The 21,947-nt window shown below is 68.2% G+C and carries 17 protein-coding genes, 1 tRNA gene and 1 pseudogene; 13 read left to right on the top strand and 6 right to left on the bottom strand.

Translation table 11 applies throughout. The annotated features are described in order from the left end of the window. Positions 1-161: pseudogene (locus DIE04_RS24435) on the top strand (aspartate aminotransferase family protein); the annotation flags it as partial. An 18-nt stretch (positions 162-179) separates the two neighbouring features. Here the strand turns inward: DIE04_RS24435 and cysC are convergent. The 3 genes from cysC to DIE04_RS24420 all read right to left on the bottom strand — a co-directional run bounded on the left by cysC (position 180) and on the right by DIE04_RS24420 (position 1,635). After that, complete coding sequence (gene cysC / locus DIE04_RS24430) at positions 180-719, bottom strand: adenylyl-sulfate kinase (RefSeq protein WP_124488335.1); 540 nt, start codon at positions 717-719, stop codon at positions 180-182. Positions 720-994: 275 nt separating this feature from the next. After that, a tRNA-Val gene (locus tag DIE04_RS24425) sits at positions 995-1,069 on the bottom strand. 83 nt (positions 1,070-1,152) lie between these two features. After that, positions 1,153-1,635, bottom strand: a complete 483-nt coding sequence (locus tag DIE04_RS24420) for an Lrp/AsnC family transcriptional regulator (protein ID WP_124488334.1) — start codon at positions 1,633-1,635, stop codon at positions 1,153-1,155. Between the two features lie 191 nt (positions 1,636-1,826). Here DIE04_RS24420 and DIE04_RS24415 point away from each other — a divergent pair, with 191 nt between their 5' ends. The 4 genes from DIE04_RS24415 (at position 1,827) to DIE04_RS24400 (ending at position 6,134) form a co-directional block, all read left to right on the top strand. Then, entirely contained in the window at positions 1,827-3,041 is a 1,215-nt protein-coding gene (locus DIE04_RS24415; RefSeq protein ID WP_124488338.1) for an amino acid aminotransferase, read from the top strand. A 30-nt stretch (positions 3,042-3,071) separates the two neighbouring features. Beyond that, positions 3,072-3,458: a RidA family protein gene (locus tag DIE04_RS24410; RefSeq protein WP_124488333.1), complete on the top strand. Its 387-nt coding sequence runs from the start codon at positions 3,072-3,074 to the stop codon at positions 3,456-3,458. Between the two features lie 94 nt (positions 3,459-3,552). Next, a complete protein-coding gene (locus DIE04_RS24405; RefSeq protein WP_409333459.1) occupies positions 3,553-4,623 on the top strand; it encodes a porin in 1,071 nt (356 codons plus the stop codon). Between the two features lie 92 nt (positions 4,624-4,715). Then, the gene (locus tag DIE04_RS24400; RefSeq protein ID WP_124522174.1) at positions 4,716-6,134 is read left to right on the top strand and encodes an amino acid permease; all 1,419 of its coding nucleotides are present in this window, start codon (positions 4,716-4,718) and stop codon (positions 6,132-6,134) included. A gap of 44 nt (positions 6,135-6,178) precedes the next feature. Here the strand turns inward: DIE04_RS24400 and DIE04_RS24395 are convergent, their stop codons facing one another. Next, entirely contained in the window at positions 6,179-7,081 is a 903-nt protein-coding gene (locus DIE04_RS24395) for a LysR family transcriptional regulator (RefSeq protein WP_124522172.1), read from the bottom strand. A gap of 174 nt (positions 7,082-7,255) precedes the next feature. Here DIE04_RS24395 and DIE04_RS24390 point away from each other — a divergent pair, with 174 nt between their 5' ends. The 3 genes from DIE04_RS24390 to DIE04_RS24380 all read left to right on the top strand — a co-directional run bounded on the left by DIE04_RS24390 (position 7,256) and on the right by DIE04_RS24380 (position 11,867). After that, positions 7,256-9,010: an acyl-CoA dehydrogenase family protein gene (locus DIE04_RS24390; RefSeq protein WP_124522170.1), complete on the top strand. Its 1,755-nt coding sequence runs from the start codon at positions 7,256-7,258 to the stop codon at positions 9,008-9,010. Continuing rightward, positions 9,007-10,263 carry a CaiB/BaiF CoA-transferase family protein gene (locus DIE04_RS24385; protein ID WP_124522168.1) on the top strand — a complete coding sequence of 419 codons (1,257 nt, stop codon included), beginning with the start codon at positions 9,007-9,009 and terminating at the stop codon, positions 10,261-10,263. Before DIE04_RS24390 ends, DIE04_RS24385 begins: the two co-directional genes overlap by 4 nt. 191 nt (positions 10,264-10,454) lie before the next feature. After that, entirely contained in the window at positions 10,455-11,867 is a 1,413-nt protein-coding gene (locus tag DIE04_RS24380; RefSeq protein WP_124522166.1) for an MFS transporter, read from the top strand. Between the two features lie 259 nt (positions 11,868-12,126). Here the strand turns inward: DIE04_RS24380 and DIE04_RS24375 are convergent, their stop codons facing one another. Together DIE04_RS24375 and argA are read right to left on the bottom strand one after the other, a co-directional pair. Beyond that, positions 12,127-12,402 (bottom strand): oxidative damage protection protein, encoded by a 276-nt coding sequence (locus DIE04_RS24375; RefSeq protein WP_006478357.1) that lies wholly within the window; start codon positions 12,400-12,402, stop codon positions 12,127-12,129. 49 nt (positions 12,403-12,451) lie between these two features. Continuing rightward, the gene (gene argA / locus DIE04_RS24370; protein WP_044847668.1) at positions 12,452-13,831 is read right to left on the bottom strand and encodes an amino-acid N-acetyltransferase; all 1,380 of its coding nucleotides are present in this window, start codon (positions 13,829-13,831) and stop codon (positions 12,452-12,454) included. Between the two features lie 23 nt (positions 13,832-13,854). Here argA and hrpA point away from each other — a divergent pair, with 23 nt between their 5' ends. The 5 genes from hrpA to DIE04_RS24345 all read left to right on the top strand — a co-directional run bounded on the left by hrpA (position 13,855) and on the right by DIE04_RS24345 (position 21,947). Then, complete coding sequence (gene hrpA / locus DIE04_RS24365) at positions 13,855-18,036, top strand: ATP-dependent RNA helicase HrpA (RefSeq protein WP_124522164.1); 4,182 nt, start codon at positions 13,855-13,857, stop codon at positions 18,034-18,036. Between the two features lie 179 nt (positions 18,037-18,215). Further along, positions 18,216-19,205: a beta-propeller fold lactonase family protein gene (locus DIE04_RS24360; RefSeq protein ID WP_044847670.1), complete on the top strand. Its 990-nt coding sequence runs from the start codon at positions 18,216-18,218 to the stop codon at positions 19,203-19,205. A gap of 16 nt (positions 19,206-19,221) precedes the next feature. Continuing rightward, positions 19,222-20,196, top strand: coding sequence for a sterol desaturase family protein (locus DIE04_RS24355; RefSeq protein ID WP_124488325.1), 975 nt, complete (start codon positions 19,222-19,224; stop codon positions 20,194-20,196). Between the two features lie 111 nt (positions 20,197-20,307). Continuing rightward, positions 20,308-21,135, top strand: coding sequence for an EI24 domain-containing protein (locus tag DIE04_RS24350; RefSeq protein WP_044849102.1), 828 nt, complete (start codon positions 20,308-20,310; stop codon positions 21,133-21,135). After that, positions 21,132-21,947 (top strand): molybdopterin-binding protein, encoded by an 816-nt coding sequence (locus tag DIE04_RS24345; RefSeq protein ID WP_044849103.1) that lies wholly within the window; start codon positions 21,132-21,134, stop codon positions 21,945-21,947. The genes DIE04_RS24350 and DIE04_RS24345 overlap by 4 nt, the downstream gene beginning before the upstream one ends.

Here is a 21,947-nt window from a genome sequence, read left to right as displayed (position 1 = left end):
GCGACTTCTGCTTCAACGGCAACCTGATCATGCGCGCGACCGGCGACCGGATGCTGCTGTCGCCGCCGCTCGTGATTCGCGAGGGGGAGGTCGACGAGATCGTCGACAAGGCGAAGCGCGCGTTCGATGCGACCGCGGAACGGGTCGGGCGGGTGAGGTGAGCGAACGCAGCGCTTCGGTCAGGCGTAGTCGAAGCGCTGTTGATCGAACTCGATGATGCGCGCGACACACGCGGAGACGGACATCGTTCCGGTCTCGACAACGAGATCGGGCGCGACGGGTGCCTCATAGGGATCGGAGATGCCGGTGAACTGGCGCGTCTGGCCGGTCATGGCCTTCGCGTACAGGCGTTTCGGATCGCGCGCGGAGCAGGTCTCGATATCGGTCTTCAGATAGATTTCGACGAAGCGCTCGTCACCGATGGTTTCCCGCGCCAGTTGCCGGTCGGCTGCATACGGGGAAATCAGCGCGACGATCACCATGATGCCCTGATTGTTCATCAGCTTCGCGATTTCGGCGGTACGTCGGCAGTTTTCGGCCCGGTCGTCGCGCCGGAATCCGAGATCGTGCGAGACGCCCGAGCGCAGTTCGTCACCGTCGAGAATGCAGACCGGAATGTCGTGCGTGCGCAGGTACGCGGCTATCTCGCGCGAGAGCGTGGATTTACCGGCACCACTCAGGCCGGTCAACCACAGGGTATGTGAATTCGGCAATGTCATGATGTGTCGCGACGGCGTGAACCAGCCGCAATGCGCGTGCCGGATTCCGTTCGTCTTCTTGATGGTGGGAAGCCGGTGCCGCTCGGCCGGCTGTCATGGTGGTCGATTCTAGTCAGCCGCTATTCGTACACCGTTACCAATTCGTTACCGATTATTACGTACTGGCGGATGGCGCGCGTCGGAATCACGCGATTATCTCTTGGACGTGTGCATTACGAGTGCGACGCACAAAACGAAAAGGGCCTGCGTCGTGTAACGCAGGCCCTTGAATTCTTTGGTGGGCGGTACTGGGATCGAACCAGTGACCCCTGCCGTGTGAAGGCAGTGCTCTACCGCTGAGCTAACCGCCCAAAGAAGCTGAAATTATGTCAGAGCTTTTCGGGTTCGTAAAGCACTTTCTTCAAATATTTTTCAGGCCGGTGCAAAAGGTGCGTCAGCCGGCCGTCGACGGCTCGACGAGATCGAGGATCGAGCCGTCGCGCTTGAGCGTCGCGAGCACGATGCTCGAATTGATCGACATCACGCCCGTCGCGCGATGCAGCCGGTTGATCACGAAGTCCGAGTAGTGGTCGAGGTCGCGCGCCCGCACCGTCAGCACGTAGTTCGAGCCGCCCGTCACGATCTGCGCGGCGATGACTTCCGGCCACTGCTGGATCGCCTCCACGAAGCGGTCGTGCCATTCGGGCACGTCCGGCCGCATCGACACGTGCACGAGCGCCTCGAATGCGACGCCGACCTTCTTCGGCTCGATCGTGCAGCGGTAGCCGGAAATGGCGCCGCGTTCCTCGAGCAGCTTCACGCGCCGCAGGCACGCCGACGGCGACAGCGCGACCGCGTTCGCGAGGTCCTGATTGCTGATGCGTCCGTCCCGCTCGAGGTGCCGGAGGATCCGCATGTCGGTTCGATCCAGATTCATTTCGCAGAATCCCGTCATTTTTTAGATGGTAGGCGCAGACTCTACTGCAATCGGCGGGATTCGTCATCGAAAAGTGAAGCTCATTCTATTTCGTCCTCGATAACATGCGCCCCATGCCTCGACCGCACGGCCTGACGTGCCGTCACGCCGCCGGCCGTATCGCCGCCTTCAACCCCGACCGTCATTCCGCCATGTACGAACACATTCCCGCCTATCCGGGCGATCCGATCCTGTCGCTGTTCCAGGCGTTCCAGCAGGATGCCCATCCGCACAAGGTCAACCTCAGCATCGGCCTCTATTACGATGACGCGGGCCGCATCCCCGTGCTGGAGAGCACGCGCCTCGCGGCCGAGCGCCTGCGCGAAGCCGGCGCGCCGCATACGTATCTGCCGATGGAAGGGCTCGCCGCGTATCGGCAGGGCGTGCAGCGCCTCGTGTTCGGCGCCGGTTGCGCGGCGCTCGCGCAAGGACGCATCGCGACGCTGCAGACGCTCGGCGGCTCGGGCGCGCTGCGGCTCGGCGCCGAATTCGTGAAGCGCTATTTCCCCGACAGCGCGATCTGGATCAGCGATCCGACGTGGGACAACCATCGCGTGATCTTCGCGGCGGCCGGCCTCGACGTGCACACGTATCCGTACTACGACGCAGCGCGCAACGACCTGCGCGTCGACGCGATGCTCGCGGCGCTCGACGCGCTGCCCGCGCGCAGCATCGTGCTGCTGCAGCCGTGCTGCCACAACCCGACGGGCCTCGACCTCGACCGCGACGCGTGGCGCGCTGTGATCGACGTGCTCGCGCGCCGCGGGCTGATTCCGTTCCTCGACATGGCGTACCAGGGCTTCGGCGATGGTCTCGACGACGACGCATGGGCCGTGCGCGCGATCGTCGAAGCCGGGCTGCCGGCGATCGTCAGCAACTCGTTCTCGAAGAATTTCTCGCTGTATGGCGAGCGCGTCGGCGGCCTGTCGATCGTCTGCGCGAGCGCGGGCGAAGCGGCGACGGTGCTGAGCCAGCTGCAGGCCGGCGTGCGCCGCACCTACTCGAGCCCGCCGCTGTTCGGCGCGCAGCTCGTGTCGGCGGTGCTGAACGACGACGTCCTGCGTGCGTGCTGGGAAGACGAGGTGGCCCAGGTGCGCACGCGCATCAAGCGCATGCGCGGCGAGCTGAAGGCGCGGCTCGACGCGCGCTTGGCCGGGCCCGCGTTCGACGCGCTCGTCACGCAGCGCGGCATGTTCAGCTATACGGGCATCGCCGCGACCGACGTGGACCGGCTGCGCGCGTCGCACGGCGTCTACCTGCTGCGCTCGGGCCGCATGTGCATCGCGGGCCTGAACGACGCGAACGTCGAGCACGTCGCGTACGCGATCGCCGACGTGCTCGGCGGCACGTCGCGCCAGGCTGCCTGAGCGGCCGATCCCGAACCGAAGGAGGACACGATGGCAGACACGATCCCGGTCGACTTGCCGCAACTCGCGCAGCCGTTCTCGTGGGCGACCCGCGCGGGCGGGCTGATGTTTACCGGCCACGGCCCGGTCGATGCGTCCGGCGCGATCGCAGGCGACACGATGACGGGGCAGGCGCGCCTCACGCTCGGCAATCTCGCGAAGGCCGTCGCGGCGGCCGGCGCGACGATGGACGACGTCGCGCAGGTGCTCGTCTACCTGTCCGACGTGAAGGCGATGCCCGAATTCGACGCCGAATACCGGCGCCACTTTCGCGAACCGTACCCGAACCGCACGTGCGTGGGCGTGCAGGGCTTCGCGCACCCGGACATGCGCGTCGAACTCGTCGCATACGTGGCGTTGCCGGCGGCACGCGGCTAGAAAGCACGCAACTCGGCGCGGATTGCAGTACCCACGATTACCGACATACCCCAACCAGTACACATCGATAATTCAGACAAGGATGGAGACGAAGATGAAGAGTATCAATAGGTTCGCACTACCGACGATTGCCGGCCTGCTCGCCGCGAGCGGCGCGATGGCGCAGAGCAGCGTGACGCTGTACGGCATCGTCGACCAGAGCATTCGCTACACGACGCATGCGAACGCGTCGAACGACGCGAGCGTGCAGATGACCAACGGTGCGATCACCAACAGCCGCTGGGGCCTGAAGGGCAGCGAAGCGCTCGGCGGCGGCCTGACGGCGATCTTCCGGCTCGAGAGCGGCTTCGAGCCGCAGAACGGGCAGCTCGACGGCGCGCTGTTCGGCCGCTACGCGTATGTCGGCCTGGCGAGCGACTGGGGCACCGTGAAGCTCGGCCGGCAGGCGACCGAGGCATTCAACCTGTTCGGCGATCTCGATCCGCTGACGGTCGGCAACTACACGGCCAACATGTGGCCGTACTTCCTCACGCAGGGCCGCGCGAGCAACGTGGCCAGCTACGACGGCACGTTCGGCGGGCTGAACGTCGGCGCGAGCTACGGCTTCGGCGGCGTCGCGGGCAGCCTCGGCGCGAATGCGTACTGGGGCACGCACGTGTCGTACACGCTCGGCGGGCTGATGGTCGGCGCGACCTACCAGCAGGTGCGCGACCTGACGAGCCGCGCGCAGCAGGCGTGGGGCGCGGGCGCACGCTATGCGTTCGGCGCGGCGACGCTGTACGCGGGCTATCTCGGCGGCATCGACCGCACGGGCATGCTCGACCGGCAATTGCTGAACGCGCCGGGCCGCGACGTGACCTACGGTGCGTTCGCCGACAATCCGCGCCGCGACGCGATCTTCTATACCGGCGCGAGCGTGAAGGTCACGCCGGCGGTTTCGGTGACGGGCGTCGCGTACTACGACGACATCCGCAACGTCAACGGCATCGCCGGTAACGGCGGAAAGCGCTACACGGGCGTGCTCGAGGCCGAGTACGCGCTGTCGAAGGCGACGCAGGTCTACGCGACGGTCGACTACAACCGGGTGACCGGCGGCGCGTTCACCGAAATGCCCGGACGCGGCAACCAGACGGGCATCGCGGCCGGCTTGCGCCACCTGTTCTGAGCATGCGGCGCGCGGTGGCCGGTGCGGTCCGGCACCGGTCCGTGCGCCGTCGACGTTTCGGCCGGACACACGCTTTCGAACGAGGTCATTCGATGCAACCAGAAGGGCAATTCCAGCACATCGCGGCGCGCGAGCAGGGTCTGCGCCGCACACTTTCCGCACGGCAGATGGCGATGATCGCGATCGGCGGTGCGATCGGCACCGGTCTCTTTCTCGGCAGCGGGTTCGCGATCGGCTTCGCGGGCCCGAGCGTGCTCGTCAGCTACGCGATCGGCGCGTTCATCTCGCTGTTGCTGATGGGCTGTCTCGCGGAGATGACGGTCGCGCATCCGACCTCCGGGTCGTTCGGCGCATACGCCGAACATTACGTGAGCCCGTGGGCCGGGTTCCTCGTGCGCTATGCGTACTGGGCGTGCATCGTGCTCGCGGTCGGCACCGAAGTCACCGCGATCGCGCTGTACATGAAGTACTGGTTCCCGGGCGTGCCGGGCTGGCTGTGGATCGTCGGCTTCTCGGCGCTGCTCGTGTTCGTCAACGCGCGCAGCGTCGACGTGTTCGGCGCGGTCGAATACGGCTTCTCGGTCGTGAAGATCGCGGCGATCGTCGGCTTCATCGTGCTCGGCGCGTACGTCGTGTTCGGCAATCCGGCACTGGTCGGCGACGGTGCGGCCCGCGCGGGCTTCCACCATTACACCGGGCACGGCGGCTTTTTCCCGAAGGGCATGTGGGGAATGTGGGTCGCGGTGATCGTGTCGATCTTCAGCTACCTGAGCATCGAGATGATCGCGGTCGCGGCGGGCGAGGCGGAGGATCCCGAGCGCGCGGTGACGCGCGCGTTCCGCTCGACGATCGTGCGGCTCGTGCTGTTCTACCTCGTCACGCTCGCGCTGATGCTCGCGATCGTGCCGTGGACGGCGGCGGGGCGCGACGAGAGCCCGTTCGTGAAGGTGATGGAGGCGATCCACCTGCCGGGCGCGGCCGGGCTGATCAACTTCGTCGTGCTGATCGCCGCGCTGTCCGCGATGAACAGCCAGCTCTACATCACGACGCGGATGATGTTCAGCCTGTCGCGCGCGGGTTATGCGCCGAAGGCGCTCGGCCAGGTCGACGCGCGCGGCGTGCCGTTCGGCGCGCTGCTGCTGTCGACGCTCGGCATCGCGCTCGCGACGGTCCTGAGCGTGCTGTACCCGGACGCGTCGTTCACGATCATGATGGCGGTGTCGATGTTCGGCGCGCTGTTCACGTGGATGATGATCTTCGTCACGCATTACTGCTTCCGGCGGCGTCGCGCGGCGCTCGGCCTGCCGGCGCCCGCGTTCCGGATGCGCGGCTTTCCGCTGCTGACGCTGCTCGGCGCGGCGCTGATGCTCGCGGTGATGGTGACGACCTACTTCACGGCCGAATTCCACATGACGCTGATCTTCGGCATTCCGTTCCTGATCGCGCTGTCCGTCGTGTACGCGGTGTGGTACCGGCGCGCGCAGCCGGCGCTGCAGCCGGAAGCGAAGTAACGGGGAAGTGCCGGCGCGAAATGCCGGCGCGCCGGCGCGCCGGCTCAGCCCGCGAGCGCGGGCAGCGCGTCGATCGATGCGCGCACGTAGTCGGCGAAGCGCAGTGCGACCGGTTCGGCAGTGCCGCTGCGCTTCAGTTCGAGCGTGCGCGATTCGAGCGACGCATCCTTCAGCGGCCGGAACGCGAGGCGGTCGCTCTTCACCTGCTGCAGCACGCGCGGCACCAGCGCGATGCCCATGCCGAACTCGATCATCGACAGGATCGTCTGCCACAGCCGCGCCTCGTGACGGATCAGCGGGCTGAATCCCGCGTTCACGCATTGCGCGATGATCAGGTCGTGATAGTGCGGCGCCGCGTCGCGCGGAAACAGGATGAACGGTTCCTCGGCCAGCGTGGCGAGCGCGACCTGACGGCGCCGCGCGAGCGGATGCGCGGCCGGCAGGCAGCAGACGAACGGTTCCGCGTAGACGGGCGCCGATTCGACCTCGGGCGGGCAGTGGCCCCAGTGCGCGTAGCCGAGATCGATCTGGCCACGCTGGATCGCCTGCACCTGCGCCTGCGTGTTCATCTCGCTCAGCACGATCTCGACGCCCGGGTAATCGGCTTCGAAGCGCCGCACCGCATCGGGCAGCCCGCGATACAGCATCGAATGGACGAAGCCGATCCGCAGCCGGCCCGCGAGGCCGGACGCAGAGCGCACCGTGAGCCGCTCGGCCTCGGCCGCCTGCAGCAGCAGCCGGCGCGCTTCGCCGAGCAGCACCGCGCCCGCGTTGGTCAGCGCGACCGTCTTGTTGGTGCGCGAAAAGAGCTGCACGCCGAGCGCGTCCTCGAACTTGCGGATGTCGAAGCTCAACGCCGGCTGCGAGATGAACAGGCGCTTCGCCGCGCGCCCGAAATGCAGTTCCTCGGCGACCGCCACGAAGTAGCGCAACTGCCTCAGTTCCATGCTGTCTCCTTCCCGCATCGGCATCGATAAGCGTCGTCTATCGTACCGGATAAATCCTGTATTGGACGCTTATCGATCGCGCGCCTACGCTCTGCTGAACGCCTGGCATCAGCCGGCCGCGGTGCCGCCGCGCGGCGCCGGCCGATAGCCGGGCGCCATCCTGGAGACGCATGCATGAACGACATCGCTCGCACGCCGGACACCGGCGCGGCCAACAACATCCCCGATAGCCGGGGCATCAATTTCTTCACGGCCGATCCCGATCTCGGCGCGTTGCTGAAACTGCATCTCGGTGACGCGCGCTACGCGGAACTCGAACCGCAGCTGCACGCGCTCGGCGCGCGCGTGTCGGGCGAGCTCGACGAATGGGCGTCGCGCGCGGACAAGCACCCGCCCGTGCTCGAACACCGCAACCGGCGCGGCGAAGCCGTGCAGCGGATCGACAAGGATCCCGCGTACATCGCGCTCGAACGCGTCGCGTATGCGGAACTCGGGCTCGCGTCGCTGAGCCACCAGCCCGAGGCGGTCGCGCCGCTCGTCAAGTACGCGCTGACGTTCCTGTTCGTGCAGGCCGAATTCGGGCTGTGCTGCCCGGTCAGCATGACCGATTCGCTGACGCGCACGCTGCGCCGTTTCGGCGACCCGGCGCTCGTCGAGCGCTATCTGCCGATGCTCGCATCGCGCGATTTCGACACGCTGTTCCAGGGCGCGATGTTCATGACCGAACAGGCGGCCGGCTCCGACGTCGGCCGCATCGCGACGCGCGCGGTGCGCGATGCCGACGCGCAGGGCGAGGCGGTGTGGCGCCTCTTCGGCGACAAGTGGTTCTGCTCGAACGCTGACGCCGACCTGGCGATGGTGCTCGCGCGGCCCGACGGCGCGCCGGACGGCATCAAGGGGCTCGCGTTGTTCCTGCTGCCGAAGACGCTGCCGGACGGCACGCGCAACCGCTACCGGATCGTGCGGCTGAAGGACAAGCTCGGCAGCCGTTCGATGGCGAGCGGCGAGATCGCGCTCGAAGGCGCGCAGGCATACCTGATCGGCGAGATCGGCCGCGGCTTTCACCAGATGGCGGACATGATCAACATGTCGCGGCTGTCGAACGGCGTGCGCGCGGCGGGCCTGATGCGGCGCGCACTGAACGAGTCGCTGCACGTGGCCGCCCACCGCGCCGCATTCGGCCGCAAGCTGATCGAGATGCCGCTGATGCAGCGCCAGCTGATGAAGATGCTGCTGCCCGCCGAGGCCGCGCGTGCGATGTTCATGCAGATCGCGCTGCTGCTGCCGCAGGCGGATGCGGGCGACGAGCAGGCCGCGCGCTGCGTGCGCATCCTGACGCCGCTGATCAAGTTCCGCGCGTGCCGCGACGCACGCCGTGTGACGGGCGACGCGATGGAGGTGCGCGGCGGCACCGGCTACATCGAGGAATGGAGCGATGCGCGGCTCGTGCGCGATGCGCATCTCGGCTCGATCTGGGAAGGCACCAGCAACATCGTCGCGCTCGACGTCGCGCGCGCCGCGCAGCGCGAGCAGGCGCTCGATGCGCTGCGCACGTTCCTCGCCGACCGGCTCGGCGCGGCGCCGCTGCCCGACGCGAGCCGCGCGGCGCTGCGGCGCATTCTCGCGCGCGCGTGCGATGCGCTCGCCGGTGTCGCGGCGGAAGGCGACGACGCGCGCGTGCGGCAGGCCGCGTCGGCGCTGTACTACGCGAGCGCGGCCGTGCTGATGGCATGCGAGGGCGCGCGGCTCGCGCCCGATTACCGGCGCCTCGCGCTCGCGCACCTGATCGTGCGTCACAAGCTGTTGCCGGTCGATCCGCTCGCGCCGGCGTCGCGCGACGACGAGGCAGCGGCGTTCGATGCGTTGCTGCGCGGCACGCCGGTACCGCTCGACATGGCGCTCGACCTGCTGCCGGAGGTCGAACGATGAGCACGACGAAAGCGACGAAAGCGACGGAAGCGACGGAAGCGACGGAAGCGACGAAAGCGACACGCGGCGCACTTGACGGCCTGAAGGTCGTCGACCTGAGCCGCGTGCTCGGCGGCCCGTACTGCACGCAGGCGCTCGCCGACCACGGCGCGACGGTGATCAAGATCGAGCCGCCGGGCGGCGACGAGACGCGCGGCTGGGGGCCACCGTTCCTCGGCGACACCGCGTGGTACTTCATGGGCGTGAACCGCAACAAGGAGGGCGTCGCGCTCGACCTGTCCCGCGACGAAGGGCGCGCGATCCTGTGGCGTTTGCTCGAGAGCGCCGACGTGCTCGTCGAGAACTTCAAGCCCGGCACGCTCGCGCGCTGGGGCATGGACTACGCGCGCGACCTGCAGCCGCGTTTCCCGCGCCTGATCCACTGCGCGGTGACGGGCTTCGGCGAGGACGGCCCGCTCGGCGGGCTGCCCGGCTACGACGCGGTGATCCAGGCGATGGCCGGGCTGATGAGCGTGAACGGCGAGCGCGACGGCGACGCGACGCGCATCGGGCTGCCGATCGTCGACATGGTCACCGGACTCAACGCGCTGACCGGCATCCTGCTCGCGCTCGCGGAGCGCGAGCAGAGCGGGCAGGGCCAGTCGATCGACATCGCGCTGTACGACTGCGGCGTGTCGCTGCTGCATCCGCACCTGCCGAACTTCTTCGGCTCGGGGCGCGTGCCCGAGCGCAGCGGCAACGCGCACCCGAACATCGCGCCGTACGACAGCTATCGCACGGCCACCGTGCCGATCTTCCTCGCGGTCGGCAACGACCGGCAGTTCGCGCGGCTCGTCGCGCATCTCGGCGCGCCGGCGCTGGCCGGCGATCCGCGCTTCGTCGACAACCGCAGCCGCTGCGCGCACCGGCCCGAACTGAAGGCCGAACTCGAGGCACGGCTCACCGCGCATCCGTGCGAGCCGCTCGCGCGCGACCTGATGGCGGCGGGCGTGCCGTGCGGGCCGGTGCGCACGGTCGCCGACGTTGCGCGCGATCCGCATGCGCTGCATCGCGAGTTGTTCGTCGAGATCGGCGCGTATCGCGGCACCGCATCGCCGGTGAAGCTGTCGCGCACGCCGGCGACCTATCGTTCGCCGCCGCCCGCGCTCGGCCGCGACACGCGCGCGGTGCTCGACCGCCTCGGCGTCGATCCCGCGCTCCAGCGGCAGCTGCTCGACGCGGGCGTGCTGAAGGTCGCGCCGGACCCGGCGTGACCGGACGAGTGGCCCTGCAGGTGAGTGACCTGGACCGACAGATCGCGACGTAAAGCGACGTTGGGCAGCGTAAAGCTGCCCCGCGTCGAGCAATCGCTCGTAACGCAACCTCCGCCAGCCGGCGGCGCAAGGCCGGCCATCCGGCAACGCGCGCGACAGTCGCGCCGCCGATCACAAACATGGAGACATCGATGAGCCGTCCGCAATCCCCGTCCGCCGCGCAGCCGCGGCCCGGCCGTGCCGCCCTCGCGGCGTTCGTCGGCACCACGATCGAGTGGTACGACTTCTACATCTACGGCACCGCCGCCGCGCTCGTATTCGGCAAGGTGTTCTTTTCGAGCACGATGAATCCCGGCGTCGCGACGCTCCTTGCGTTCGTCACGTTCTGGGCCGGCTTCGCCGCGCGGCCGCTCGGCGGCATCGTGTTCGGGCATCTCGGCGATCGCGTCGGCCGCAAGACCGCGCTCGTGATCACGCTGGTGATGATGGGGCTTGCCACGACCGGCATCGGCCTGTTGCCCGGCTATGCGTCGATCGGCGTGTGGGCGCCCGCGGGCCTCGTCGTGCTGCGCGTGCTGCAGGGCATCGCGGTCGGCGGCGAGTGGGGCGGCGCGGTGCTGATCGCGAGCGAGAACGCGCCGAAGCATCGCAGCATCCTGTATGCGGCGTTCGCGCAGCAGGGTTCGCCCACCGGCAACCTGCTCGCCACCGCTGCCTTCTTCGCGCTGAGCGCGCTGCCGACGCCGTCGTTCCTGATGTGGGGCTGGCGCATTCCGTTTTTGCTGTCGGCGGTGCTCGTGATCATCGGGATGGTGATCCGGCTGCGGCTCGAGGAATCGATCGACATGCAGCGCGTGCTCGCGCGCAAGCGCACGGTGAAGCTGCCGCTGCGCGACGTCGTGCGCGACCACTGGCCCGTCGTGCTGCTCGCGGCCGGCACGCTGCCGGTGATCCACGTCACGTACTTTCGCAGCACGTTCGCGCTGTCGTGGGCGACCAAGGAGCTCGGTTATGCGCAGGGCACGTTCCTCGGCATCCTGTCGATCTCGCTCGTCGTGCAGTTCCTGATGCAGCCGGTCGGCGCGTGGTTCGTGTCGAAGGTCGACATGCGGCGCGCGATGTGCTGGATCCTGATTCCGGAGATCGTGCTGATGCCGGTGATGTTCCATGCGCTCGCGACGCGCTCGTACTGGGTCGCCGTCGCGGGCATGTGCATCTCGACGATTCCGTCGGCGATGTTCTACGGTGCGGTCGGCGGCGTGCTCGCGCGCGTGTTTCCGGCCAACATCCGCTATACGGGCCTGTCGCTCGCGTACCAGCTGAGCGCCCTCGTCGTCGGCGGCGGCACGCCGGTGCTCGCGCAGGCGATCCTGAACGCGACCGGCAGCATCGTCGGCGTCGCGATCGCGTCGGGGCTGTACGCGCTCGTGTCGCTCGCGTGCATGCTCGCGCTGCTGAATCGCACCGGCTACCGCGCGGACGAGCTGTCGACGGCCGAGCGCAGCGATGCGGCCGAGTGGGGCGCCGAAAGTGCGAGCGCTGAAAGTCCGGCCGGCGAGACCACGCAGCCAGGCGAGCGCGGCGCGTTGAAACCGGCGGGGTGAGACGGGGAGGCCGGCGTGATTCGGCACGCTGGCGATTCGGTAACGCGGTAACGCGGTAATGCGGTGAGGCGGTGAGGCGGTAATTCGCCGCTCCGGCGACATCGCGCGCCGGACGGATCGCGCGCCGCATGGCCTCGACTCGCGCCAAATCACGCGTCCCAAAAGCAAACGGCACCGTGCGATCCACGGTGCCGTTTGCCTGGCGGTTGCTTCACTTCGCGACGAGGCCGGCACGGCCGGCCATCGCGATGCGGGGTGCTCAGCCTTCCGTCGGCGGCACGTAGCCGGACGCCTGGTCGGCGCCGTCGCCGAAGAAATACTTCTCGGTCTGCTTCATCAGGTACTGGCGCGCGCGCGGGTCGGCCATGTTCAGGCGGTTCTCGTTGATCAGCATCGTCTGCTGCTTGAGCCAGCCTTGCCACGCTTCCTTCGACACGCTTTCGTAGATGCGCTTGCCGAGTTCGCCCGGCAGCGGCGGGAAATCGAGACCCTCGGCTTCCTTGCCGAGCTTCGCGCATTGGATCATTCGAGCCATCGTGTACTTCTCCTGTAATCGGTCTGGGGGAGGGCAGTCGTGCCTGCGCTCAGAGCTGCTTCATCAGCACGAGCGACTTGCGCTGCCAGTTGTAGAGTTTGCGGCGGTCTTCCGGCAGGTCGTCGACGCTGACCTTGACGAAGCCGCGCTTGAGGAACCAGTGCTCGGTGCGCGTCGTGAGCACGAAGATGTGCGTGAGGCCGCGCGCGCGGGCGCGCTGCTCGATGCGCTTGAGCAGGCGTTCGCCGTCGCCCGAGCCCTGCGCTTCCGGCGCGACCGTCAGGCACGCCATCTCGCCGATCTTTTCCTGCTGGTACGGATACAGCGCCGCGCAGCCGAACAGCACGCCATCGTGCTCGATCACCGAGAAGTGGTCGATGTCGCGTTCGATCTGGTGGCGGCCGCGCCGCACCAGCGTGCCGTCCGACTCGAGCGGCTCGATCAGCGACAGGATGCCGCCGACGTCGTCCGGCGTCGCTTCGCGCAGGCTCTCGAGGTTCTCGTACGAGATCATCGTGCCGACGCCGTCGTGCAGGAACAGTTCGAGCAGCATGCTGCCGTCGAGCGACTGCGGAATCAGGTGGGCCCGGGTCACGCCGCCGCGGCACGCGCGGATCGAGTGCTTCAGGAAGAACGCGTCGTCGCCCTGGATGTTGCCCGAATCGAGCAGCTCGGCGGCCGCGTCGAGCGACATTTCGCGGATCAGCCCGCCTTCGTCGTCGACGATGCCGGGCGCTTCGGTCAGGAAGATGATCTTGTCGGCGCGCAGCGCGATCGCGGCGGCCGATGCGACGTCTTCCATCGACAGATTGAACGCCTCGCCGGTCGGCGAGAAGCCGAGCGGCGACAGCAGCACGAGCTTGCGGCTCGCGAGCGAATGACGGATCGATTCGGCGTCGATCTTGCGCACGATGCCCGTGTGCGCGAAATCGACCCCGTCGAGAATCCCCACCGGCCGGGCGGTCACGAAGTTGCCGGACACGACGCTGATGTGCGCGTGCGCCATCGGCGAGTTCGGCAGACCCTGGCTGATCGCGGCCTCGATGTCGAGACGCACTTCGCCGGCCGCTTCCTTCGCGGATTCGAGCGCGCGCGCATCGGTGATGCGCAGCCCGTGCGAAAACTCGGATTCGACACCATGCAGGCTCAGCTGCTCCTCGACCTGCGGCCGTGAGCCGTGCACCAGCACGATCTGGATGCCCATCGCCTGCAGGAGCGCGATGTCGGACACGAGCGCGTTCAACAGCCCCTGCTGCACCACCTCGCCGCCGAACCCCACGACGAACGTGCTGTTGCGGAACTTGTGGATATAGGGCGCGACGGAACGCATCCAGTCGACGAACTGCGCGTGGCTGGCGGCCGAATCGTCGGCGGCCGGCGGCGTCGCGGCGCCGGTCTGGGCGGGAGGGAGGTCGGTTTGGGAATTCATGGGCGGGATTATAATGCGCCCCCATGTCGAATGTACCTAAAAGTCCCGCGCCGACGCGGGCCAAAGCGCCGTCGGCGAAGCACCCGGATGGTGCGGCCGACGCGCGCCAGCAGCAGGAAAAGCCGGCGGGCAAGCCGGCCCACGCGCCGCGCGGCGACGAACGGCGTGGCGATACGCGCCAGCCGTCCGCGAAGGGCGCACCGCGGGGCGCCGGCGAGCGCGCTCCGCGCCGCGAGCGTGCGCCGCGCACCACCGTCGCGCCGAATCCCGTTCCGCCGATCACTTACCCCGAAAGCCTGCCGGTGTCGGGCAAGCGCGACGAAATCGCGCGCGCGATCGCCGGTCATCAGGTTGTCATCGTCTGCGGCGAGACGGGTTCGGGCAAGACCACGCAGCTGCCGAAGATCTGCCTCGATCTCGGCCGTGGCCTCGGCGCCGGCGGCACGGGCCTGATCGGCCATACGCAGCCGCGGCGCCTGGCCGCATCGTCGACCGGCCGCCGGATCGCCGAGGAACTCGGCACGCCGTTCGGCGAGGTGGTCGGCTACAAGGTGCGCTTCACCGACAATCTCGCGCCGGGCGCGTCCGTCAAGCTGATGACGGACGGTATCCTGCTCGCCGAGACGCAGACCGATCCGCTGCTGAAGGCGTACGACACGCTGATCATCGACGAGGCGCACGAACGCAGCCTGAACATCGACTTCCTGCTCGGCTACCTGAAGGAGATCCTGCCGCGGCGGCCGGACCTGAAGCTGATCGTCACGTCCGCGACGATCGACGCCGACCGCTTCGCGCGCCATTTCGGCACCGACGAGCGCCCGGCACCCGTGATCGAGGTGAGCGGGCGGCTGTACCCGGTCGAGATGCGCTACCGGCCGGTGGCCGAGGACCGCCCGGCGGTAAAGAACGCAGAAGGCACCGGCGGGCGCGACCGCGTGAAGACCGCGCGCGAGGCCGAGCGCGACCTGATGGACGCTATCGTCGACGCGGTCGACGAACTGTGCCGCGAAGGCCCCGGCGACGTGCTGGTGTTCCTGCCCGGCGAGCGCGAGATCCGCGAGGCGGCCGAGGCGCTGCGCAAGCACCATCCGCCGCACACCGAGATCCTGCCGCTGTTCGCGCGGCTGTCGGCGGCCGATCAGGACAAGGTGTTCAAGGCGTCGAACGCGCGCCGCATCGTGCTCGCGACCAACGTGGCCGAAACCTCGCTGACGGTGCCGGGCATCCGCTACGTCGTCGACACCGGCCTCGCGCGCGTGAAGCGCTATTCGTACCGGAACAAGGTCGAGCAGCTCCAGGTCGAGTCGATCTCGCAGGCCGCCGCGAACCAGCGCGCGGGCCGCTGCGGCCGGGTGGCCGACGGCGTCTGCATCCGCTTGTACGAGGAAAGCGACTACCAGGCGCGCGCGCGCTTCACCGATCCGGAAATCCTGCGCTCGTCGCTCGCGTCGGTGATCCTGCGGATGAAATCGCTGCACCTGACGGCGATCGAATCGTTCCCGTTCCTCGAGCCGCCGCCCGGCCGCGCGATCGCGGACGGCTACCAGCTGCTCAACGAACTCGGCGCGGTCGACGACGACAACGCACTGACGCCGCTCGGCCGCGAACTCGCGCGGCTGCCGCTCGATCCGCGCGTCGGCCGGATGATTCTCGCCGCGCGCGACCAGCAGTCGCTGCGCGAGGTGCTGATCATCGCGAGCGCGCTGTCCGTGCAGGACCCGCGCGACCGGCCGATCGAAGCGCAGGAGCAGGCCGACCAGGCGCACCGCCGGTTCGCCGACGAGCGCTCCGAATTCCTGCAGTGGCTGAAGATCTGGGCGTGGTTCGAAGAGGCCGTCGCGCACAAGAAGTCGAACCGCCAGCTGATCGACGCGTGCCGGCAGAATTTCCTGTCGCACCTGCGGCTGCGCGAATGGCGCGACGTCCATTCGCAGCTGCTGACGGTCGTGCGCGAACACGGCTGGCGCCTCAACGAGGTCGAGGCGACCTACGAGCAGGTGCATCTGGCCCTGTTGACGGGCCTGCTCGGCAACCTCGGCATGAAGGCCGACGACGATCCGCACTACCTCGGCGCACGCGGGATCAAGTTCTACCTGTGGCCGGGCTCCGCGCTCGCGAAGAAGGCCGGCCGCTGGGTGATGGCGGCCGAACTCGTCGAGACGAGCCGGCTGTACGCGCGCTGCCTCGCGAAGATCGAGCCGGAGTGGGTCGAGAAGATCGGCGCGCACCTGCTGAAGAAATCGCTGTCGGAGCCGCATTGGGAAAAGCGTCCCGCGCAGGTCAGCGCGTTCGAGCGCGCGACGCTGTACGGGCTGCCGATCTACCACCGCCGGCGCGTCGCGTTCGGCAAGCAGGACCCGGCGCGGGCGCGCGAGCTGTTCATCCGCGGCGCGCTGGTCGAAGGCGAATTCGACACGAAGCTGCCGTTTTTCGCGCACAACCGCAAGCTGCTCGCCGACATCGAGCAGCTCGAGCACAAGTCGCGCCGCCAGGACGTGCTGGTCGACGACGAGCTGATCTACGCGTACTACGACCAGGCGATTCCGGAAGGAATTCACACGGGCGTCGCGTTCGAGCGCTGGTATCGGGATGAAGTGAAGAAGGGCGGCCAGGCGGAGGACAAGCAGCGCCTGCTGTACCTGTCGCGCGACGACCTGATGCGCCACGAGGCGGCGGGCGTCACGACCGAGCTGTTTCCGAAGCGCGCGACGATGGCCGGCGTCGAGATGGCGCTGACCTACCACTTCGAACCCGGCACGCCGCGCGACGGCGTGACGCTCGCGGTGCCGCTGTACGCGCTGAACCAGGTCGACGCGCGCCGCTGCGAATGGCTCGTGCCGGGGATGCTGAAGGAAAAGGTGCAGCTGCTGCTGAAGTCGCTGCCGCAGAAGCTGCGCCGGCATTGCGTGCCGCTGCCCGAGTACGCGGCCGGCTTCGTCGAGCGCACGGGCCGCGAGCGCTTCGGCGCGGGCGGCCTCGTCGAGGCGCTGATCGCCGACGTGCGCGGCGAGACGCAGGTCGCGATGAAGACGGCCGACTTCAAGCTCGAGACGCTGCCCGCTCACCTGTTCATGAACTTCAAGGTGATCGACGAGCACGGCCGCCAGCTCGCGATGGGGCGCAATCTCGCGCAACTGCGCCAGGAACTCGGCGCGCAGGCGCAGCAGCAGTTCCAGAAGATCGCGGCGGCGTCGACGATCGCGCCCGGCGGCGAAGCCGGCGCGGACGACGCAGGCGCCACGCCGGCGCCGGCGGCCACGGCGGGTTCCGCGGCTTCGACGGCGAAGGGCGGCAAGCCGGGCAAGGGCGTCGCACCGCACACGGGCGCCCCGGCGGAAGCCGGCGCGACCGCGCTGTACGAGAACCTGACGACGTGGAACTTCGGCAAGCTCCCCGAGCTGCTGGAGATCCGCCGGCGCGGCCAGACGCTGTACGGCTATCCGGCGCTCGTCGATCGCGGCACGCATTGCGACGTCGAGGTGTTCGACTCGCCGGAGGAGGCCGCGCGGATCCACCGGGCCGGCTTGCGGCGGCTGTTCGCGCTGCAGCTGAAGGAGCCGATCAAGTTCCTCGAGAAGAACCTGCCGGGGCTGCGCGAGATGGCGATGCAGTACATGTCGCTCGGCACGCAGGACGAGCTGCGCGACCAGCTGATCGACACGGCGCTCGACCGCGCGTGCCTGCAGGATCCGCTGCCCGACGACGACGCGAGCTTCCACGCGCGTCGCGACGAAGGCCGCAGCCGCCTGAACCTGCTCGCGCAGGAGATCGCGCGGCTCGTCGGGCAGATCCTCGCCGAATACGCGGGGCTCGCGAAGAAGCTCGCGCAGGCGAAGCCGTTCGCACAGGCCCACGCGGATCTGCAGCAGCAGCTCGCCGCGCTGGTCGGCAAGCGCTTCGTGATCGACACGCCTTACGTGCAGCTTGCACACTTCCCGCGCTACCTGAAAGGCATCGCGCTGCGGATCGACAAGCTGAAGGCCGACCCGGCGCGCGACGCGAAGCAGTCCGGCGAGCTGCTGCCGCTCGTCCAGCAGTACCAGCGCGCGGTGTCGCAGCGCGGCGGCGTCGCCGACCCGCGGCTCGCGGAATTCCGCTGGCTGCTGGAGGAACTGCGCATTTCGCTGTTCGCGCAGGAACTGCGCACGCCGATGCCTGTCTCTGTCAAGCGTCTGCACAAGGTCTGGGAGTCGATGCAGCGCTAGCGCAACGGCGGTTGTCCGGGTCCGCGCCGGCGGCCGGCCCGGCAGGCCGCGCGGCGCCTGCCGCGGCGGGCCGCACGGCGGCCGCGGCGTGCGTCGAAGTGGCGCAGGGCCGACTTCCGTCAACCGGCAGGGCCGGTCGAGCGTTTTACAATCACTGCTGTTCCACGACGTGAGTCTTCATGCGCACTTTCCTTTCCTTCGGCCGCACGCTTGCGCTGGCCGCCGCCGTGCTGGCGCCTGCCGCGCACGCGAATAACGTGATCATCCTCAATTCGGCCGAAGCGACGCTTTCCCTGATCGACCAGCAGACCCGCCAGGTCGTCGGCACGATGCCGACCGGCAAGGAGCCGCACCACCTGATGGCGACGCCGGACAATTCGTCGCTGATCGTCGCGAATTCGGTCTCGAACAGCCTGATGTTCGTCGATCCGAAGACGGGCAAGCTGCAGCGCACGGTCGAAGGCATCGAGGATCCGTACCAGCTCGGCTTCTCGCCCGACAACAAGTGGTTCGTGTCGACCGGGCTGCGCCTCGACCGGCTCGACATCTACAGCTACGACGGCCGCGACCTGCATCTCGTGAAGCGCTTGCCGCTCGCGGTGATGCCGAGTCACATCGCGTTCACGAAGGACAGCAAGACCGTGCTCGTGTCGCTGCAGGTGTCCGGCGAGATCGCGGCGGTCGACCTCGCGACGCAGACGGTCAAGTGGAAGATGCCGGTCGGCAACGTGCCGGCGGGCCTGTGGATGACGCCGGACGACAAGTACCTGCTGGTCGGCATGACGGGCGCCGATTACGTCGCGGTCGTCGACTGGCGCAATCAGAAGGTCGTGAAGACCATCCAGACCGGCAAGGGCGCGCACAACTTCCGCTCGCTCGCGGACGGCACGCACGTCGCGATCACGAACCGGGTCGCGAACACGATCAGCATCATCGACGAGAACACGCTCACCAAGGTCGGCGACATCACCGGCCTGCTGCCGGGCCCGGACGACATGGAGCTGTCCGCCGACAAGAAGACGCTGTGGGTGACGTTCCGCTTCGCGAAGAAGGTCGGGATCATCGACCTGGCCTCGCGCAAGCTGGTGCAGACGATCTCCGTCGGCCGTTCGCCGCACGGCATCTACTTCTACGACCGCGCGCCGTGGAAGGCTGCGAACGGCGCGTGACGGGCGGAGGCGGACGATGCTGCACCTGATCGATGCGTTCGTGTCGGACATCCAGACCTGGCTGTACGTCGACGTCGTGCAGCCGCTCCTCTTCAAGTTCAACCTGATGGACTATGACGAGGACACCTACGACGCGCTGTACTGGGTGATCATCGGCGCGCTCCAGATGGTGCTGATGTTCGCGCTGCTGCGCCCGCTCGAGGCGCTCGCGCCCGTCGAGCGCTGGAAGAACCGCCGCGCGGTGCGGGTCGACGTGATCTATACCGCGATCTCGAAGCTCGGCATCTACACGCTATTCTTCTTCTTCGCGCTGCAGCCGGTGTTCGACCGCCTCCAGGCGTGGCTGCGCCTGCACGGCGTTGCGAACGTCAACCTCGATTATCTGTGGCCGGGCGTGACCTCGCGGCCGATCGTCGCGTTCGCGATCTACCTCGTCGTGCTCGACTTCGCCGGCTACTGGTATCACCGCTGGCAGCACAAGTTCGGCATCTGGTGGGAGCTGCACGCGGTGCATCACAGCCAGCGGCAGATGTCGTTGTGGTGCGACGACCGCAACCACCTGCTCGACAACGTGCTGCAATCGTGTTTCTTCGCGGCGATCGCGCTCGTGATCGGCGTGACGCCGTCGCAGTTCGTCGTGCTGACCGCGGTCACGAACTTCGTGCAGAGCATCCAGCATACGAATGCGCGGCTGTCGTTCGGCTGGCTCGGCGAGCGCCTGCTCGTGAGCCCGACCTTCCACCGGCGCCACCACGCGGTCGGCTACGGTCACGAAGGCACCAAGTACGGCTGCAACTTCGGCGTGCTGTTCCCGTGGTGGGACATGATGTTCGGCACCGCGTCGTGGAACCGCACGGTCGAGCCGACCGGCATCCGCGAGCAGGTCGAAGGCGTGTCCTACGGCGAAGGCTTCTGGGCGCAGCACGGCCTCGCGTTCGTGCGGATCTTCCGGCGCCTCTTTCCCGCGAAGCGCGGCGCGGCGTCGGCCTGAGCGCGTCACTTTCCCGTTGAACGGCTTTCCCGCACGGCCCGCATGCGCTTTGGCGCCTGCGGGCCGTGTGGTTTATCCTTTTCCCGTTTTTCATCGTCGATACAGGTTCGCATGAACGACTTGCTGCGCTCCTTCGTCCGGGCGTTCGCCAGCGCGCTGCACCCGCGCATGCTGTGGCTCACCCTGATGCCGTTCGTCGTCTCCGCGCTGCTGTGGGGCGTCGTGCTGTGGTTCTCGTGGCAGACGCTGATCGACGCCGCGCGCGGCGCGCTCGACGGCTTCGTGCTGACCGCGGCGCTGTACCGCGCGTTCGACGCGCTCGGGATGTCGCAGCTGCATGCGGTCGTCGCGCCGTTCGTCGTCGTGTCGCTCGCGATTCCGCTGATCGTGCTGACCGTGCTGCTGCTGATCGCGACGATCTCGATGCCGGTCGTGATCAGGCACCTGTCCAACCGGCAGTTCGCCGCGCTGGAGGCGAAGCGGGGCGGCACGTTCTTCGGCAGCGTGTTCAATTCGCTCGGCGCGGCGATCGTGGGCGTCGTGCTGCTCGTCGTCACGATTCCGCTGTGGCTGATCCCGCCGTTCTTCGCGTTGTTGCCGCCGGTGATCTGGGGCTGGCTCACGTACCGCGTGATGACCTACGACGCGCTCGCGCAGCACGCGAGCCGCGACGAACGCCGCGCGCTCGTGCGCCAGCATCGCTGGCCGCTGATCGGCATCGGCGTCGCGACCGGGCTGCTCGGCACCGTGCCGACCTTCGTGTGGGTGTCGTCGGTCTGGATGATGGTGCTGTTTCCGTTCGTGGCGGCGGCCATGATCTGGGTTTACGCTTTCATCCTCGTCTTCTCGGCGCTGTGGTTCGGGCACTATTGCCTGCGCGCGCTGGACGACCTGCGTGCGAGTTCGCGCGCCACCGCAATCGACATGGGGCAGGCATGAGCATCGGCATCATCATCATCGGCGACGAAATCCTTTCGGGCCGCCGGCAGGACAAGCATCTGGCGAAGGTCATCGAACTGCTCGGCGCGCGCGGCCTCGCGCTCGACTGGGCCGAATACGTCGGCGACGATCCGGCGCGGATCACCGCGACGCTCGCGCGCGCGATCGCGTCGGGCGACATCGTGTTCTCCACGGGCGGGATCGGCGCGACGCCGGACGACCACACGCGCCAGTGCGCGGCCGCCGCGCTCGGCGTGCCGCTCGTGCTGCATCCGGAAGCGAAGGCGCTGATCTCGGAGCGCATTCGCGAGACGCACACCGATGCGGCCACGCCGGTCGACTTCGAATCGCCGGAAAACCAGCATCGCTTCAACATGGGCGTGTTCCCGGCGGGCGCGACGATCATCCCGAACGGCTATAACCGGATTCCCGGTTTCTCGGTCGGCGATCTCCATTTTGTGCCGGGCTTCCCGGTGATGGCGTGGCCGATGATCGAATGGGTGCTCGACACGAAGTACCGGCATCTCCATCACGCGACGCCGCACGCGGAGCGCTCGCTGTACGTGTTCGAACTGCCGGAGTCGACGCTCACGCCGCTGATGGAGAAGATCGAGCGCGATTTCCCGAGCGTGCGCGTGTTCAGCCTGCCGAGCGTCGGCGATGCCGAGCGCGGCGGGATCTATGCGCGCCGGCATATCGACCTCGGCGTGAAGGGCGAGCCGGAGGCGGTCGCGGCCGCGTTCGTGAAGCTGCGCGAAGGCGTGCACCTGCTCGGCGGCGACGTGGTCGAACCGGAGGCGCCGCGCGCCTGA

The sequence above is a fragment of the Burkholderia sp. Bp8994 genome, from assembly GCF_003853805.1.
Lineage (GTDB): Bacteria > Pseudomonadota > Gammaproteobacteria > Burkholderiales > Burkholderiaceae > Burkholderia.
This window is presented reverse-complemented; position numbering and strand designations above follow the sequence as displayed.